Genomic DNA, 18256 nt, shown 5'->3' on the forward strand with positions numbered 1-18256 from the left:
TAAAATGATCTTTATTTTAGCCCTTTGTCTTCTTTTCAGCGTGATAGAAAACCTTTGAAGTCTAGGAAGGGCGAGTACCGGAGCGGAGCGAATTAAACATTCGTGAGCACCGGAGCGCAGACCTGACACCGAATGCGAGGGTTTGTCTACACGCTAAAGACGCTGAAAAGCGTCTTTTTTTTACATTTACATGACAGCTAGCAGGTCAAAAGTTCTGTCTTTGCTTGAAATAACGACTTACGCCTCAGTCTGACTAGCTTGACAAGTATTTCCGACACAATTACAATGGGAATGTATCACTTGTTTTTCTTAACATGATTGATAACTAATTTAAACTTGACAAGGGCAGTGAGGATCTCATTCCCTGTGAAGGCCCTGTATGTTGAGACACAAAACAATGTACATGCCGACACTTTATTTGTAAAACCAAGTTCATAGCAAGAGGAGGTGAAAATATGTCGCCTACGATGTTTACGATCATCTCCATTTTGCTGAGCCTAATCTGTTTAGTTGTTGGCTACTTTGTTCGTAAAACCATTGCAGAAGCAAAAATATCCGGCGCAAGAAACATGGCCGAACAAATTGTTGAGGATGCAAAGCGTGATGCGGAAGCATTGAAGAAAGAAGCGCTCTTGGAAGCGAAAGATGAAATTCATTCCTTTCGTGTAGAGGCGGAGCAAGAAGTTCGTGAAAGACGTAATGAGCTTCAAAGACAAGAAAACCGTTTACTTCAAAAAGAGGAAAATCTTGATCGCAAAGACGAATCTTTAGATAAACGGGAGTCCCTGTTGGAGAAGAGAGATCATTCTCTGAATGAACGACAACAACATATTGAAGAGATGGAAAGCAAAGTGGATGATATGATTCGTTTGCAGAAAGCCGAGTTAGAACGCATTTCTAGTTTAACTCGAGATGAAGCGAAACAAATCATTCTGGATCAAGTTGAAAATGAGCTTTCCCACGACATTGCAGTCATGACGAAAGAATCTGAAAACCGAGCGAAAGAAGAGGCTGATAAAAAGGCGAAAAACATTCTTTCACTTGCGTTACAGCGTTGTGCAGCTGATCATGTAGCTGAAACGACGGTATCTGTAGTCAATCTTCCAAATGATGAGATGAAAGGTCGTATTATCGGACGTGAAGGACGAAATATCCGTACGTTAGAAACGTTAACAGGTATTGACTTGATCATAGATGATACACCTGAAGCTGTTATCCTATCGGGCTTTGATCCGATTAGACGTGAAACAGCGAGGATAGCTCTGGACAAGCTAGTCCAGGATGGCCGCATTCATCCTGCACGAATTGAAGAAATGGTGGAAAAATCACGCCGTGAAGTCGATGATTATATCCGTGAGATGGGTGAGCAAACGACATTCGAAGTCGGAGTTCACGGTCTGCATCCGGATCTCATCAAAATTCTCGGTCGCTTAAAATTCCGTACAAGTTATGGACAAAATGTCCTGAAGCATTCAATTGAGGTTGCACATCTTGCAGGTCTCATGGCTTCAGAGCTTGGAGAAGATGCAAAGCTTGCAAAACGAGCAGGTCTTCTGCATGACATTGGAAAAGCCATTGATCATGAAGTAGAAGGAAGCCACGTAGAAATTGGCGTTGAGCTTGCGACGAAATATAAAGAGCATCCTGTTGTCATCAACAGTATTGCCTCTCACCACGGTGACCAAGAACCGACATCTATTATCGCTGTTCTTGTTGCGGCAGCAGATGCATTATCTGCAGCACGCCCTGGTGCAAGAAGTGAGACGCTTGAAAATTACATTCGGAGACTTGAGAAATTAGAAGATATCTCTGAATCTTATGAAGGTGTTGAAAAATCGTTTGCGATACAGGCTGGACGTGAAGTACGTATTATGGTGAAGCCAGATTCAATTAATGATCTTGAAGCTCACCGTCTAGCAAGGGATATTCGTAAGCGGATTGAGGACGAGCTCGATTACCCTGGTCACATTAAAGTGACGGTCATTCGAGAAACTCGCGCAGTAGAGTATGCAAAATAGAGCGGTGCGCTTAGCGCCGCTTTATTTTTTTGTGTAAATATGCAACACTGATAAGAAGTCAATTTATAAGAGAAAGGGTTCAAAGCGCATGAAAATATTATTTGTTGGAGATATCGTCGGTTCACCTGGACGAGACACACTGAAAGAATACTTGCCAAAGCTAAAGAAGAAATATCAGCCCCACTTTACCATTGTCAACGGAGAAAATGCTGCTCATGGGAAAGGGATAACTGAAAAAATCTATCATGAGCTGCTGCAAGCAGGAGCTGACGTGCTTACAATGGGCAACCATACATGGGATAAAAGAGACATTTTTGATTTCATCGATGACGCAGCCAACATGGTTCGTCCGGCGAACTTCCCAGAAGGCACACCTGGTAAAGGTCTTACGTTTATAAAAAAACAAGGAAAAGAACTGGCCGTCATCAATTTACAAGGACGCACTTTTTTACCGCCAATTGACTGCCCGTTTCAAAAAGTAGACGAGTTAATTGCGGAAGCATCCAAACGTACACCGTTCATTTTTATTGATTTTCATGGTGAAGCCACAAGTGAAAAGCAAGCGATGGGCTGGTATACAGACGGCCGTGCATCATGTGTCGTTGGAACGCATACACATGTTCAAACAGCAGATAACCGCGTTTTGCCAAAAGGAACTGCGTATATTTCAGATGTGGGAATGACAGGACCTTATGATGGCATTTTAGGTGTTGATCGAGAGACGATTATTAAACGATTCAAAACGAGTCTTCCAGTCCGTTTTGAGATTGCAGAAGGACGCACAACATTAAGTGCAGTAATCGTAGAAATTGACGAACAGTCGAAAAAAGCTGTCAAAATTGATCGAATTTTGATAAATGATGACCATATTTTCTTTGAATAAATGTTCACATATTTATTTCAGAAAAATATTAATCAGAAAGAAGGAATATGCGCCCTCTATCGTGAATATAGTAAAAATGGTAGGTAGCCTGCTATTTTTGAAAAACATTTTGGGGATGGATTTTCAAAAAATAGCATCATCTAACAAAGATTGTTCTAATGAACACTCACTTATCCATTGTAAATTTAAGGGGGAGCAGAAATGGAAATTTTAAAAGTTTCAGCAAAGTCAAATCCGAATTCAGTAGCAGGAGCATTAGCAGGCGTTTTACGTGAACGCGGTGCAGCGGAAATACAAGCAATCGGCGCTGGAGCGCTGAATCAGGCGGTCAAGGCTGTAGCCATAGCAAGGGGATTTGTTGCACCAAGCGGAGTGGATTTGATATGCATTCCAGCCTTTACTGACATTCTTATCGATGGAGAAGAAAGAACAGCAATCAAATTGATTGTTGAACCACGATAATTCTAATTTTATTATTTTCAACCTGCTTACATCATGTGAGCAGGTTGTTTTTGTTTACCACTATACATTTCTTATATAACATATTCAGTTCATGAAATAGATAAAAATGACATATTAGAGCTTGCATTTTTTCACCAGGATGATAAATTAAGATGAAGTTAAAAATACTTCATCAAAAATAAATATTTAAGTAGGTGAAATAATGTTCGAAGCTTTTTTGAAAAGAGGAAAGCTTGTTTTTATTTTATTTTTTATTGTTCTCATTGCTGGCGGCTATTTATTCGCGCAGCTCCCTAAACGAGAACTGCCAGAATTCCAAGCGAATATCGTCACGATTTCCACCGTGTTTCCTGGTGCGGATGCAAAACAGGTGGAAAGTGATGTAACCAATAAGCTCGAATCAGCCATATCTGATATCAATGGTGTAGAGAAAACGAGCTCTGTTTCTGCCATTGGTTTTTCAAATATTGTGCTTGAAATTGATGATCAAGCCGACTTTCAAAAGGTGGCAAGTCAGATTAAGAATGAAACCACGAGTGCTGCGTCGTCCTTTCCTAACGGAGTGATGGAGCCGGATGTAAAGGATGAGTTCGGCAACGTGCCGGTTGGTTCTTATATGGTTGTGGCGAGTCAATTAACGGACTTGGCAAAAAGTCAGGAATCGCTGCGTGCGTTGAAGGAAAAGGTTGAGGACATCAAAGGGGTAGACAGTGTCGTCATCAAAGGATTCAATGACAAACAAGCGGTATTAAACTTAGACTCGAGTAAACTGGAGGATGAAGGGTTAAATGTAACGGATGTTACAAATGCCATCAATCAGGAATTTGACACATCTCCACTAGGCGACATTCGGGCAGGTGGCGAGAAGGTTAAGCTGTCCATTGATGCCTATGACCGTTTGGATCAAGTGACAAAGATTGAGCTTTTCTCCAAAACGAACCGTGAGCCGGTCACAATCAGTCAGCTTGGCAGCTTAAAAGAAGTAGAAAAAGAGAAAAGTGACATTGTGTCGTATAACGGAAAGCCCGCCTATTCATTTACAGTCAATATCAAACCAGGGCTTGATATTCCTAAAATGTATGACAAAGTCAGTGATGTTATTAAGAAAGAGAAGCAGCTTCCAAATGGTGTGGAGTGGGTAGACTACTATTCACAAAAAAGTGATGTGGATGCCATTTTTAATGATTTAATAAAAGAAGCCATTGTTGCGGTCATCGCTGTCATTATCGTCACCACACTTGGTCTTACCATTGGCGGTGCGTTCATCGTTTCACTTGCCATCCCATTATCGATCACAATCGGAACGATTCCGCTGCCATTTTTACAAGTGGACCTCAATCAGATTTCGATTATCGGCTTTATCATTGCCCTAGGAATACTTGTCGATGATGCCATTGTCGTCAACGATAATATTTTAAGGCAGATGAAAAAATACGAAAGTCCGCTTAAAGGAACGATTGCAGGTGTAAAAGAAGTTGCAGGGTCTATTTTGACTTCAACACTTGCGGTTGTGTTTGCTTTCTTGCCACTTGTTTTCTTATCAGGTGCAAACGGTTCATTTATACGAGCATTACCGTCTGTCCTAGTCACGACTGTACTTGCGTCTATGGTGATTTCTCTGACACTAGTGCCAGTCTATCAATATACCGTGAACCGAAAAAGAAAGAACAAGAAAATTCAAAAAGAGCCAGGGTTCCTAGGCAAACCGTTAAAAAAATTAGCTGATTTTTATGCAGACCGTGTGCTGACGAATATTGTGAAGCGTCCGCTGCTTATTGGCCTAAGTGGTTTGCTCGTTGCAACGCTTGCCTTTTTACTGATTTTCGTCACACCATTTGAATTTTTCCCTGCAGCGAATAAGAAAGAAGTGGTTGTCACTGTCACACTTCCAAGTGAAACAACATTAGACAAAACAAATGAAACATTAGAGAAAATAGAACAAGAGATGAAACAGCAGAAAGGCATTGAAGAGACGGCGATCTTTGCAGGCGGCGGTGTACCGAACCTGTTTAATGAAAGTATCTCAAATGCAAGTGATCATACTGGTCAGGTTGTTGTGAGAGTAGACAATGATCAGATGGCCAGTAAACAATTGATAGATCGTATGACAGAGCCTTTGCGTAAGAAATTCAAAGATGCTGATATCTTTATGAAAACCATTGTTCAAGGGCCGCCAACCGGTGCGCCTGTGACTGTAACCATTGCGGGTGACTCTTTTGCAAAGCTCATTAATATCAAAGAAACGCTCACAAGTGAAATGAAAGAAAAAGGAGCGAGCTTGATCACTGACGATGTCAATCAGCCGGTAAAAACCATCTCCTTTGAATTAAACCGTGACCGAATGGCAGAGGATGGACTCAGCGCTCAGTTTGTCAGCAGACAGCTCGGTCTAGTGACAGAAGGCATGCCATTAGGCAGCTTTAAACAAGGAACAAAAGATATCGACCTAGTGGTCAAACAGGATATGGCTACACACCAAAATGGATTAAAGCTAAAAGAAATAAAAGTGCCTGTCAATTCAAATGAAGGTGGTATGCCTTCACTCGAGCCGCTTAGCCGATATGTAAAAGAAAAAGAAACAGAGCAGTATGAAAGCATTCCACATGAAAATGGAATTCCGACCATTACGCTGAAGGCGTACCCTGGCACGTCAGAGTCGTTTAAAGATGACATGAAAGAAGTCGTCAATCAAGTAGGAAAAACGGATGCAGCGAAGGAGCTAACCATTTCTCAAGGTGGAGAAAATGAAGATCAAACCCAGTTCTTTATTGAAATTAGTCTCTTATTTGGGGTTGTCTTGCTGCTCATTTATGTGACCATCGCTTTTCAGTTCAATTCATTGATGCTTCCATTGTTAGTTCTAGGTACGGTTTACTTAGCGATATCTGGAGCTGTTATAGGACTGTTTGTCACACAAACACCGTTCAGCTTCATGGCAACAATGGGAATTGTCTCATTAGCTGGTATCGTGGTCCGAAATGCGGTTGTCTTGTTCGAATTTATTGAGCAGCGGCGTAAGCAAGGATTCGATCAACAGACAGCTGTCATTGAAGCTGGAAGAGCAAGGATTAGGCCAATTTTACTAACAGCCTTTACAGCACTGGTTGCCCTTATGCCTGTAGCATTAAGTAATGACCCGCTCTTTAAGCCGCTGGCAATCTGCATAGTTTCGGGTGTCTTTTTCTCAACGATTCTCACACTCTTCATTGTGCCAGCCTTATATATTGCCGTTTCAAAAAGACGGTGACGCAAAAAGCAAATCTCCTTCTCTACGGGGATTTGCTTTTTTTTAGAAAAATATCCAAAAAAATATGTGGAGTGTTCATTTGTCTTTTTACAGTAGACAGTGGTATTTACGACTAAAATAAGACGTGTTAAAATCTCATTGGGAGAAGTTTTTTTAACAAAGGGGTTGTACGTCATGTGTGGAACGATGAAAGCAATTGTTAAAAAAGAAAGCGCTTACGGAGCGGTACTGATGGAAATGCCGATTCCAGAAATCAATGATCATGAAGTATTGATTCAGGTGAAAGCCACTTCGATATGCGGAACAGACGTGCATATTTATAACTGGGATGACTGGGCAAAGGGAAGAGTTAAAGCGCCCTACATTTTTGGACATGAATTTACAGGGGAAGTTGTCAAGGCGGGAAAGCAAGTCTCGCGTGCAAAAGTAGGGGATTTTGTATCGGCAGAGACACATGTTGTATGTAATCAGTGCTATATGTGTTTAACCGGTCAGCAGCATTTATGCAGTGAAACGAAAATTTTAGGGGTAGACATTGACGGCTGCTTTGCTGAATATGTCAAAGTACCTGAACAAAATGTGTGGCACAATCCAGCTCAAATGCCAGTAGAGCTTGCGTCTATCCAAGAGCCGCTTGGAAATGCTGTTCATACAGTGCTGCACACACCCGTTTCAGGTAAGTCAGTGGCGATTTTTGGCTGCGGACCAATCGGTTTAATGGCGATCGCCGTCGCGAAAGCTTCCGGTGCTGTTCAAGTGTTTGCCGTCGATCAAAACGAATACAGGCTGGATCTTGCCCGAAAAATGGGGGCAGATCATATCGTGGATATTGGAAAAGATGATCCTGTTGAGGTGATTAAGCAGTTCACACGGATGGAAGGAGCAGATGTGATATGCGAGATGTCAGGACATCCAGTTGCCATTAATCAAGCTCTCGAAGCTTGTGCAAATGGAGGGAAAGTCAATATACTAAGCTTGCCAGAACGGCCAGTGACAATTGATATTACGAATCAAATTGTTTTTAGGGGATTAACCGTCCAAGGAATCACGGGGAGAAAAATGTTTGAGACGTGGCGTCAAGTATCTGAGTTATTAAGAACGAATACCATCGATGTCCAGCCAGTTGTCACCCATACGCTGCCATTTGAACAGTTCGAAAAGGGATTTGAACTCATGAGAAATGGTACGTGCGGAAAGGTCGTACTGATGCTGCCATCAAATCAAAGGGGGAAGAAATGATGAAAGAATTCACGTATTTACAAGATGAATTGGAAACAATGAAGCAGCAAGGCACCCACCAAACATTGAAAGAGATCGACTCAAAACAATCATCCACTGTGACATTAAATGAACAATCTGTCATACAGCTCTCCTCAAATAACTACTTAGGCCTCACCTCACATCCAAGGCTGATGAAAGCGGCAAAAGAGGGAATTGATGAATTTGGTGCTGGCACAGGGTCTGTACGAACCATCGCCGGCACAATGACGATGCACGAACGTCTTGAAAAAAAGCTCGCTGCATTTAAAAAGACAGAGGCAGCCCTTGTGTTCCAATCAGGCTTTACGACCAACCAAGGGGTCTTATCAAGTATCCTGACAAAAGATGATATTGTGATTTCAGATGAACTGAATCATGCCTCAATCATTGACGGCATCCGATTAACAAAAGCAGATAAAAAGGTATACGGTCATTCCAATATGGAACAGCTTGAGAAAATTTTAAAGAAATCTATGAATTACCGCATGCGTCTCATCGTCACAGATGGTGTGTTCTCGATGGATGGAGATATTGCGCCACTTCCTGAGATTGTCAGGCTCGCAGAAGCATATGATGCATTTGTGATGGTAGACGATGCGCATGCCTCGGGCGTGCTTGGTGAAAATGGCCGCGGGACAGTCAACCATTTCAAACTCGACGGCAGAGTGCATATTCAGGTTGGGACACTTAGCAAGGCTGTCGGAGTGCTCGGCGGCTATGTAGCGGGATCAGCCGTTTTAATTGATTATTTAAAGCATAAAGCAAGACCGTTTTTATTCAGCACCTCACATCCGCCAGCAGTGACTAGAGCGTGTGAAGAAGCGATTGAAGTGCTGTTAGATGAACCGGAGCGAATTGGCACGCTCTGGGAGAACGCCGCCTATTTTAAAGAAAAAGTCGTCAGTCTTGGATTTCAGGTTGCACCCACAGAAACACCGATTATTCCAATTATGATTGGAGACGAAGCCCTTACTTTCCGCTTTTCAAAGGCTTTAATAGAGCGAGGCGTGTTTGCTCAAGGCATCGCCTTCCCAACTGTGGCAAAAGGAAAAGCGAGAATTAGAGCCATCATCACAGCAGAGCACACAAAAGAAGAACTAGACCGTGCACTGACGGTGATCAAAGAAGAAGCAAAAAAACTGAATATACTTGATTGAGAGAGCGCAGGCTCTCTTTTTTTAATAAAGAGATTGGCTGTGACCTTCTTGCTGAATAGGCATTTTTTATAGAAAAACTGTATATGAATTATTTTCAATTCATCACAAAATAGTCTATACTGTAGGGTGGAGCTTGGTTTGAAAGGAGTACAAATTCATGAATGAAGAGCAGAGAAAAGCGAGCGGACAAGTAAGTTCATCGGACAAAAAATCCGAGAAGGACTACAGCCAGTATTTTGAAGCTGTGTACATTCCGCCTTCCTTAAAAGAAGCAAAAAAACGGGGTAAAGAAGAAGTCGAATACAATCAATTTCAAATTGACGAGCGGTTTCAAGGTTTAGGGAACGGCCGCAAGTTTTATATTCGAACATATGGCTGTCAAATGAATGAGCATGACACAGAAGTGATGGCTGGTATCTTTATGGCGCTTGGTTATGAGCCAACAAACTCAACGGAAGATGCAAATGTCATCTTATTAAACACTTGTGCGATTCGTGAAAATGCGGAAAACAAAGTGTTCGGAGAGCTTGGTCATTTAAAAGCATTAAAACGTGAAAAGCCAGATTTAATTTTAGGTGTCTGCGGATGTATGTCGCAAGAGGAATCTGTCGTCAACCGTATTTTGAAGAAACATCCATTTGTTGATTTGATTTTCGGTACACACAACATTCACCGCCTGCCAGAGTTGTTATCTGAATGCTATCTTTCAAAAGAAATGGTCATCGAGGTTTGGTCAAAAGAAGGCGATGTCATTGAAAACCTTCCGAGAGCCCGCCAAGGAAAAATTAAGGGCTGGGTGAATATTATGTACGGCTGTGATAAATTCTGTACATACTGTATCGTCCCTTACACGCGCGGTAAGGAAAGAAGCCGCCGCCCGGATGAAATTATTCAAGAGGTCAGACGTTTAGCGGCAGAAGGATATAAGGAAATTACCCTTCTTGGTCAAAACGTGAATGCGTATGGAAAAGATTTTGAAGACATGGAATATGGTCTTGGACACCTGATGGATGAGCTGCGTAAAATCGATATTCCGCGTATCCGTTTTACAACAAGCCACCCGCGTGACTTTGACGATCACTTAATTGAAGTGCTTGCTAAGGGTGGGAACCTTCTCGATCATATTCATTTGCCAGTTCAATCAGGAAGTTCTTCTGTATTGAAACTCATGGCGAGAAAATATGACCGTGAGCGTTATCTTGATCTTGTGCGCAAAATCAAAGAAGCCATGCCAAATGCTTCATTAACAACGGACATTATTGTTGGGTTCCCAAATGAGACAGATGAGCAGTTTGAGGAAACACTTTCCCTCTATCGCGAGGTTGAGTTTGATGCCGCTTATACGTTCATTTACTCTCCAAGAGAAGGAACACCAGCAGCGAAAATGCAAGACAACGTGCCAATGCATGTGAAAAAAGAACGTCTGCAGCGCCTGAATGCCCTCGTGAATGAAATTTCCGCGAAAAAAATGAAGGAATATGAAGGGCAGACTGTCGAAGTATTAGTAGAGGGTGAAAGTAAAAACAACCCTGAAATCCTAGCCGGATATACAAGTAAAAGCAAGCTTGTGAATTTTAAAGCACCAAAAGAAGCGATTGGCAACATCGTCAAAGTGAAAATCACACAAGCCAAAACTTGGTCTCTTGACGGAGAAATGGTTGGAGAAGCTATCGAGGTGAATTAAAATGACGCTTTATTCAAAAAAAGAGATTGTCGAGCGTGCAAGAGAGCTCGCTAAAATGATTTCTGAAACAGAAGAAGTTGATTTCTTCAAGAAAGCAGAAGCGCAAATCAATGAAAATACAAAAATTTCAACGATTATTAATCAAATTAAGGCGCTTCAAAAACAAGCTGTGAATTTAAAGCATTACGGCAAACATGAAGCCTTAAAGCAAGTGGAAGAAAAAATCGATGCCCTGCAAGAAGAACTGGATGAAATCCCGGTGATTCAAGAATTCAAAGAATCACAAGTGGAAGTCAATTCCCTGCTTCAGCTCGTAGCGCATACGATTTCTAATCAAGTAACAGATGAAATCATTCTTTCAACCGGCGGTGACCTCTTATTAGGAGAAACCGGTTCAAAAGTGAAAAACTCATCACCAAGTTGCTCCATTAAATGAGAAAACCCCGCAGATGCGGGGTTTTTTTGTTATAGAATATATGTAATTTATATTTTGCTACTGCATCAACATTTTGTTGTTGATGCAGTAGCCCTTTATTTTTAACGTAAAGTAATAATATGAAAATGTTAGAAAGAAGCTTATTGAACGAAGGTTAATTGATTTTACAGATTAAAAGATTTGAAGCGAAACTCAACGCTTAAACCAAAAATACTTATTATAATATTAAATTCTTTCATGATATCTCCTCCTTATATAAAGAAGGACTACTATCTGTATTAAATCAAATTAAACCATTCCAATCAACCTCAAACTCTCACTCTCCAACTTTTCCAATTTTCAAGGCAAGTTTATGGGCGACCATGCATACACTGAAACAGAAATGAATTTAATTGAACATGAAGTTCAAAATCGTGACACACTAGACGAATGCCCAGCATAAGATAAAACGATCAAGAACAAGGAGGCATGCCGGAATGTCTGAATACAGAGAGATTATTACAAAAGCGGTGGTTGCAAAAGGGAGGAAATTCACCCAAAGCACACACACCATTTCTCCATCGCAAAAACCAACCAGCATCCTAGGTGGTTGGATCATTAATCATAAGTATGATGCTGAAAAGGTCGGTAAAACTGTTGAGATTGAAGGAACCTTTGATATTAACGTATGGTATTCTTACGCTGATAACACAAAAACAGAAGTCGTCACAGAACGGGTGAAATATGTAGACATCATCAAACTGAGATATAAAGATAAAAATTTCCTTGATGATGAGCATGAAGTGATTGCAAAAGTGCTGCAGCAGCCGAATTGTTTAGAAGTGACCATTTCACCAAACGGCAATAAAATTATCGTTCAGGCAGAACGTGAATTCATTGCTGAAGTGGTAGGAGAAACAAAAATTGTTGTAGAGGTCAATTCAAGCTGGAAAGAAAAAGATGATCACGAGTGGGAAGAAGAGGTGGATGAGGAGTTAGAGGATATTCATCCAGAATTCCTAGCGGGTGATCCAGAAGAATAATTCATGACTAGGGCGCATATCCCCCTAGTTTTTTTGTGTCCTATCTAGGAGAAAAAAGGGGGTTTTTTATGCTATAATGAAAGATGGTATGAATTCGAATGTAATATAGTGAGGGATTAGAAATATGGCAAGTTATACGCCCATGATACAGCAATATTTAAAAATCAAGGCAGAGTATCAAGATGCCTTTTTATTTTTTCGCTTAGGCGATTTTTATGAGATGTTTTTTGATGACGCAAAAGAAGCGGCACAAGAATTAGAAATTACGTTAACAAGCAGAGATGGCGGGACAATACCAATGTGCGGTGTTCCTTATCATTCTGCTTCTGCATACATAGAACAATTGATTTCAAAAGGCTACAAGGTCGCGATTTGTGAGCAGGTGGAAGATCCTAAAACGGCAAAAGGTGTCGTCAAAAGAGAAGTCGTTCAACTCATTACACCAGGTACGGTGATGGATGGTAAAGGCTTAAGTGAAAACGAAAACAACTTCATTGCATCTGTTACAAGGTTTGAAAATGGGTACGGACTTGCACTTTCCGATTTATCTACAGGTGAAAACATTGCGGCTTTCATCGATCGATTAGATGAAGTCGTGTCTGAAATTTATTCTGTCGGTGCAAAAGAAATTGTGGTGTCAAAGCAGCTGGATGAGGAAACAGTCAAGACCTTAAAGGAACGGTGCCAAGCGACCATTTCATACGAAGATAGTGATGAGTTAATCGATGAAGCTGAGCGACTCGTGTCCCCCCTTAACGAGCAACTAAGATCGACCTTTTTGACATTATATGCCTATTTAAAAAGAACGCAAAAAAGAAGTCTCGATCACCTTCAGCAAGTGCAAGTGTTTGAGCTCGAACAAACAATGAAAATTGATCTTTACTCAAAACGAAATCTTGAATTAACAGAGACGATCCGCTCAAAAAGCAAGAAGGGCTCTTTATTATGGCTGCTAGATGAAACAAAAACAGCGATGGGCGGAAGGCTGCTCAAACAATGGATCGACCGGCCGTTAATTCGTCCTACGCAAATTATGGAACGTCAGGAAATGGTGCAAATTCTCATGGATCATTTCTTTGAACGAGAGGATCTGCGTGAACGATTAAAGCAAGTATATGATCTTGAGCGTCTAGCGGGCCGCGTCGCATTTGGCAACGTAAATGCCCGTGATCTCATTCAGTTAAAAGAATCCTTAAAGCAAGTGCCAGCCATTAAAGAGCTTGTGCATTCATTGCCAGAGGAAATGGCGAAATCAAGAGCGAATGATATTGACCCTTGTGGTGACTTACTTGATTTATTAGAAGATGCGCTATATGAGAATCCGCCGATGACGTTAAAAGAAGGCAATTTGATTAAAGACGGCTACAATGCAAAATTAGATGAATACCGTGATGCCAGTCGAAATGGGAAGGACTGGATTGCACGGCTTGAACAGCAAGAAAGAGAATACACAGGCATTCGCTCCTTAAAAGTCGGGTTTAATAAAGTGTTCGGTTATTATATCGAAGTGACACGCGCGAATACGCATCTTCTGGAGGAAGGGCGTTATGAAAGAAAACAAACGCTTGCCAATGCAGAGAGGTATATTACACCTGAATTGAAAGAAAAAGAAGCGCTGATTCTTGAGGCAGAATCAAATATAAGCGAACTGGAATATGAACTATTCGCAGCTCTCAGGGAACAAGTGAAAGTCTATATTCCGAGATTACAGCTGCTCGCAAAACAAATGAGTGAGCTGGATGCCCTCCAATGTTTTGCGACTGTCAGTGAAAAGCGCCGTTATATCCGTCCGGAATTCTCAGAGGATGAGGTGGATGTCATAGATGGCCGTCACCCAGTCGTTGAAAAAGTGATGGATCATCAGGAGTATGTGCCAAATGACTGCCATATGGGAAATGGCCGGCAAACCTTACTCATTACTGGGCCGAATATGTCAGGGAAAAGTACGTATATGAGACAAATGGCGCTTATCTCAATTCTTGCGCAAATTGGCTGCTTTGTGCCGGCATCAAAGGCGACCCTTCCGATCTTTGATCAAATCTTTACACGCATTGGTGCGGCAGATGATTTGATTTCTGGTCAGAGTACTTTTATGGTAGAGATGCTTGAAGCAAAAAATGCGATGGTGCATGCAACGAAAAACAGCTTGATCTTATTTGATGAAATTGGACGCGGGACAAGCACTTATGATGGAATGGCTCTTGCGCAGGCAATCATTGAATTTGTTCACGATCATATTGGTGCCAAAACGCTATTTTCTACACATTACCATGAGCTTACAGTCCTTGAGTCTCAATTAAGCGAGCTGAAAAATGTCCATGTACGTGCTGAAGAGCATGAAGGCACGGTCGTTTTCTTACATCAAATCAAAGAGGGGGCAGCTGATAAAAGCTATGGTATTCATGTAGCGCAGCTTGCTGAATTGCCTGATGCCATCATCGATAGGGCCCAGACCATTTTGACGGAGCTTGAGAGCGGATCACATGAAGTGACCCCGCACGTATCTGCAGCCCCAAAAACAGAAAAGACCGAGGGAAAACAGCAGCTTTCTTTCTTTGAAGTAGAAGAAAAACCGCAAACTAAACCAGTTCTAAAACAGAAAGATCAAGCGGTGATCGAGGAATTAAAGTCATTCAACCTAATGGACATGACCCCGCTCGAAGCGATGACAAAGCTATATGAATTGCAAAAGAAATTATAATATAAGGTGAGGTGAGCAAAATGGCAAAGATTATTCAGTTATCCGATGACCTATCCAATAAAATTGCTGCAGGTGAAGTAGTCGAGCGTCCGGCTTCTGTCGTAAAGGAGCTTATGGAAAATGCAATTGATGCAAGCAGTACAGTGATTGAAATCGATGTAGAAGAAGCAGGTCTTTCCTCTATTAGAATGATTGATAATGGTGTTGGAATCGATGCTGAAGATTGTAAGCTCGCCTTTCAGCGCCATGCAACGAGTAAAATCAAAGATGAAAATGATCTGTTCCGTGTCAGAACGCTCGGATTCAGGGGAGAGGCGCTGCCAAGTATCGCATCTGTCTCTCATCTAGAAATGAAAACAAGTACTGGTGAAGGAGCTGGAACGCACCTTGTGCTGCAAGGCGGAAAGATCATTTCAGAGAAAAAAACCTCTGGCCGCCGCGGTACCGAGATTGTCGTTACCAACTTATTTTACAATACGCCTGCCCGTTTAAAATACATGAAAACCGTTCATACGGAGCTTGGCAATATATCGGATGTCGTCAATCGAATTGCGCTGGCTCACCCAGAAGTATCAATTCGCTTGCGACATCAAGGGAAAGTTCTGCTTCAGACGAATGGAAACGGAGATGTGCGGCATGTGCTTGCGGCCATTTACGGGACAGCTGTTGCGAAAAAAATGGTGCCGCTTCACGTGCAATCACTTGATTTTGAAGTGAAAGGATATATCTCCTTGCCAGAAGTGACAAGGGCATCACGGAATTATATGTCTTCTGTTGTAAACGGCAGATATGTTAAGCATTTTCCGCTCGTGAAAGCGGTCCATGAAGGGTATCACACCCTGCTGCCGATTGGCCGCCATCCGATTACATTTATTGAGATGAAGATGGACCCCATTTTAGTGGATGTGAACGTTCACCCTTCGAAGCTTGAAGTGAGACTAAGTAAAGAGCAGGAACTTCATGAGCTAATCAAACAAGGAATTAAGGAAGTATTTCAAAAGCAGCAACTCATTCCAAGTGCTTCGGTACCAAAGAAAGCACCAATGCCAGCAGTGAAAAATGAGCAGCAATCCTTAACCTTTGATGCGAAAAAAATAAACACAAGCGTGTCGGAAACGCCGCTATCCTATCAGCCGGAGCCTCTCGAATCGGTTGTATACGAGACAAGTCAGACGGGTACATATGGGACGCCTGAGCAGGAAAAGACTGAGGCGTCATCACCCGTATTTTATGAAGATGCTCCATCTGAGCGTGTTCAGTTAGAGGAATCCGCCGCTTCACTAGAATATGAAGAGTCGGTACTGAGAGAAGATGTTGCAGAAACCATTTCAGAAAACGAACGTGTTCCAGTCATGTATCCCATCGGGCAAATGCACGGCACATATATTTTGGCTCAAAATGAACGAGGGCTTTATATTATCGATCAGCATGCGGCCCAGGAGCGAATCAAGTATGAGTATTATCGTGAGAAGGTAGGAGAGATCAAGCAGGAAGTGCAAGAAATGCTCGTCCCATTAACATTCCACTACTCGAAAAACGATATGCTGATTATTGAAGAGCATAAAGAGATACTAACGAAAGTGGGCGTCTTCTTAGAGCCTTTCGGTTCAGGAAGCTACATTGTTCGGTCGCATCCGCAGTGGTTTCCAAAAGGGGAAGAGGCTGAACTGATCGAAGAGATTATAGAGCAAGTGCTAGATGAGAAGCGTGTTGATATCAAAAAATTGAGAGAAGAAGCGGCGATCATGATGAGCTGTAAAGGTTCTATCAAAGCAAATCGCCATTTGCGTCATGATGAAATCAAAGCCTTATTAGATGAACTCCGGCAGACAAAGGACCCATTCACTTGTCCGCACGGCCGGCCGATCATCATTCATCACTCGACATATGAAATGGAAAAAATGTTTAAACGGGTCATGTGATCAAATGAAAAAAAGACAAAGGGCTAAAATCATCTTGATTTTGGCCCTTTGTCTTCTTTTCAGCGTGATAGAAAACCTTTGCAGTCTAGGAAGGGCGAGCACCGGAACGGAGCGAATTGAACATTCGTGAGTAACGGAGCACAGACCTGACAAAGAATGCGAGGGTTTGTCTACACGCTGAAGCGCTCTTATTAGAGCGCTTTTTTATTTAGCATCCACAAGGATTTGGCGGTGTGATCACAACTGGTCGTGTTTGAATATCAAGGGTGTCCTCTGCATAAAATTTAGAACCAATGCTAAGCGCACGGTTTTCTGCGCGGAACGTGTATGTACCTGCAGCAGGAAGTACTTTATGTGAAAGTTGTAATTTATATTGTGAGATTCCTAATAAATCAATTCTAGCTGGAATGCGGACAGTTTTTCCACTGTTCAAAATGTAGCTGTCTTTTAATGCTTTTCCATTGAAGATGTCTTTTGTTGTCGCTTGAAAGCCTGCAGGCAATGTGAACTCAATGGCACCGATACTTAAAATAGAATTTGGGCGGTATGTCAGCTCAATGTCAGAAAAAGACCATTCCTGCTTACTTGTACCTGTAATTTTTGCATAAAGTTCAGCTGGTCTTGCATTGGTTGATGCTTTGTCTTCCTCCGTTTTGACTCCTTCTGCGGATGCGGCAATCGGTACCGATAGTGCCATGACCAGTGTAAGCATTCCGATCATGATCATTGTCCATGTTTTTTTCATTTTTTCCTTCCCCCTTGTTGAATATAGGCAAATAATAGATGATTACACCCATTATTTACCTATAAGGTTACCATATTCCTATATGGTATTAAATGGTATATTATACCCTTATTTTTTCACTTTGTTTAGTAATAACGGGGGAAAAACGCATTAGGTTGGTTCATTCCATAACCATGGCCTGTCATTTGCTGATTTGGCATCATCATATGCATATCTTGATATCCGTATGGATGATATGGCATCATTCCGTATCCACCATAGTGGCCAAGATGATGGTGATCTTTCATTGGAACATGTGAAAAGGCATCATGCTGATTTGGAAACGGCGAATAGGTTGAATGATGATGCGGATAGTGTCCGCTGTACATATCTTTTTTACCGGTATGATCATGCTTTGGCATATTCATAGGATCCTGCATGTTTGGCGCGACCACATGCTCATGATTGGCTGTATACACATTCTCAAATGTATGATAGGGATTTTCTTGGTGATGATGATTCATTGGGCTATTCATATTGTTCATTTGATATCTCATCCTTTATGTCAGGTTGCCATATCCTATGAGCATTACTCGTTTCATGAGCCTATCCATATGAAAAAAACCGGCTTTTCAGCCGGGAAAACGAAAAGCAGGTGAAAGCGTCAATTGCTAATATGAGAAGCCATGTCTTCTTCTACGACGCTTCTTACAGCTGCTGCAGACACTTTTAGGACAGTA

Annotated in this window: 13 protein-coding genes; 11 read left to right on the top strand and 2 right to left on the bottom strand. The window is 41.8% G+C overall.

Annotated features, from left to right (window positions below; all coding sequences use genetic code 11):
- Positions 1 to 455 precede the first annotated feature (455 nt).
- From rny to mutL, 11 genes are all read left to right on the top strand, one after another.
- Positions 456 to 2018 (top strand): ribonuclease Y, encoded by a 1563-nt coding sequence (gene rny, locus ACP7A0_RS02065; protein ID WP_003211958.1) that lies wholly within the window; start codon positions 456 to 458, stop codon positions 2016 to 2018.
- An 88-nt stretch (positions 2019 to 2106) separates the two neighbouring features.
- Positions 2107 to 2901, top strand: a complete 795-nt coding sequence (locus ACP7A0_RS02070) for a TIGR00282 family metallophosphoesterase (RefSeq protein ID WP_034662209.1) — start codon at positions 2107 to 2109, stop codon at positions 2899 to 2901.
- A gap of 201 nt (positions 2902 to 3102) precedes the next feature.
- A complete protein-coding gene (gene spoVS, locus ACP7A0_RS02075; RefSeq protein WP_003211281.1) occupies positions 3103 to 3363 on the top strand; it encodes a stage V sporulation protein SpoVS in 261 nt (86 codons plus the stop codon).
- Between the two features lie 202 nt (positions 3364 to 3565).
- Positions 3566 to 6610 (top strand): efflux RND transporter permease subunit, encoded by a 3045-nt coding sequence (locus ACP7A0_RS02080; RefSeq protein WP_426004077.1) that lies wholly within the window; start codon positions 3566 to 3568, stop codon positions 6608 to 6610.
- 174 nt (positions 6611 to 6784) lie between these two features.
- Positions 6785 to 7849, top strand: a complete 1065-nt coding sequence (gene tdh / locus ACP7A0_RS02085) for an L-threonine 3-dehydrogenase (RefSeq protein WP_066030885.1) — start codon at positions 6785 to 6787, stop codon at positions 7847 to 7849.
- Complete coding sequence (locus ACP7A0_RS02090; protein WP_106071507.1) at positions 7846 to 9027, top strand: glycine C-acetyltransferase; 1182 nt, start codon at positions 7846 to 7848, stop codon at positions 9025 to 9027. Before tdh ends, ACP7A0_RS02090 begins: the two co-directional genes overlap by 4 nt.
- A gap of 157 nt (positions 9028 to 9184) precedes the next feature.
- On the top strand, positions 9185 to 10711 hold the full coding sequence (gene miaB / locus ACP7A0_RS02095; RefSeq protein WP_060596336.1) for a tRNA (N6-isopentenyl adenosine(37)-C2)-methylthiotransferase MiaB: 1527 nt from the start codon (positions 9185 to 9187) through the stop codon (positions 10709 to 10711).
- A 1-nt stretch (position 10712) separates the two neighbouring features.
- Entirely contained in the window at positions 10713 to 11147 is a 435-nt protein-coding gene (locus ACP7A0_RS02100; RefSeq protein ID WP_003211238.1) for a RicAFT regulatory complex protein RicA family protein, read from the top strand.
- A 476-nt stretch (positions 11148 to 11623) separates the two neighbouring features.
- Entirely contained in the window at positions 11624 to 12169 is a 546-nt protein-coding gene (gene cotE / locus ACP7A0_RS02105; protein WP_003212450.1) for an outer spore coat protein CotE, read from the top strand.
- Between the two features lie 124 nt (positions 12170 to 12293).
- Positions 12294 to 14870 (top strand): DNA mismatch repair protein MutS, encoded by a 2577-nt coding sequence (mutS, locus tag ACP7A0_RS02110; protein ID WP_106038720.1) that lies wholly within the window; start codon positions 12294 to 12296, stop codon positions 14868 to 14870.
- A gap of 20 nt (positions 14871 to 14890) precedes the next feature.
- Positions 14891 to 16792, top strand: coding sequence for a DNA mismatch repair endonuclease MutL (mutL, locus tag ACP7A0_RS02115; RefSeq protein WP_106072730.1), 1902 nt, complete (start codon positions 14891 to 14893; stop codon positions 16790 to 16792).
- 208 nt (positions 16793 to 17000) lie between these two features.
- Here mutL and bslA read toward each other — a convergent pair whose 3' ends face one another.
- Positions 17001 to 17537, bottom strand: a complete 537-nt coding sequence (gene bslA / locus ACP7A0_RS02120) for a biofilm surface layer hydrophobin BslA (protein ID WP_426004082.1) — start codon at positions 17535 to 17537, stop codon at positions 17001 to 17003.
- Between the two features lie 125 nt (positions 17538 to 17662).
- Complete coding sequence (locus ACP7A0_RS02125; RefSeq protein ID WP_034662180.1) at positions 17663 to 18061, bottom strand: hypothetical protein; 399 nt, start codon at positions 18059 to 18061, stop codon at positions 17663 to 17665.
- Positions 18062 to 18256: the final 195 nt, after the last annotated feature.

This window comes from Bacillus sp. DWP3-1, assembly GCF_049896565.1.
GTDB lineage: Bacteria > Bacillota > Bacilli > Bacillales > Bacillaceae > Bacillus.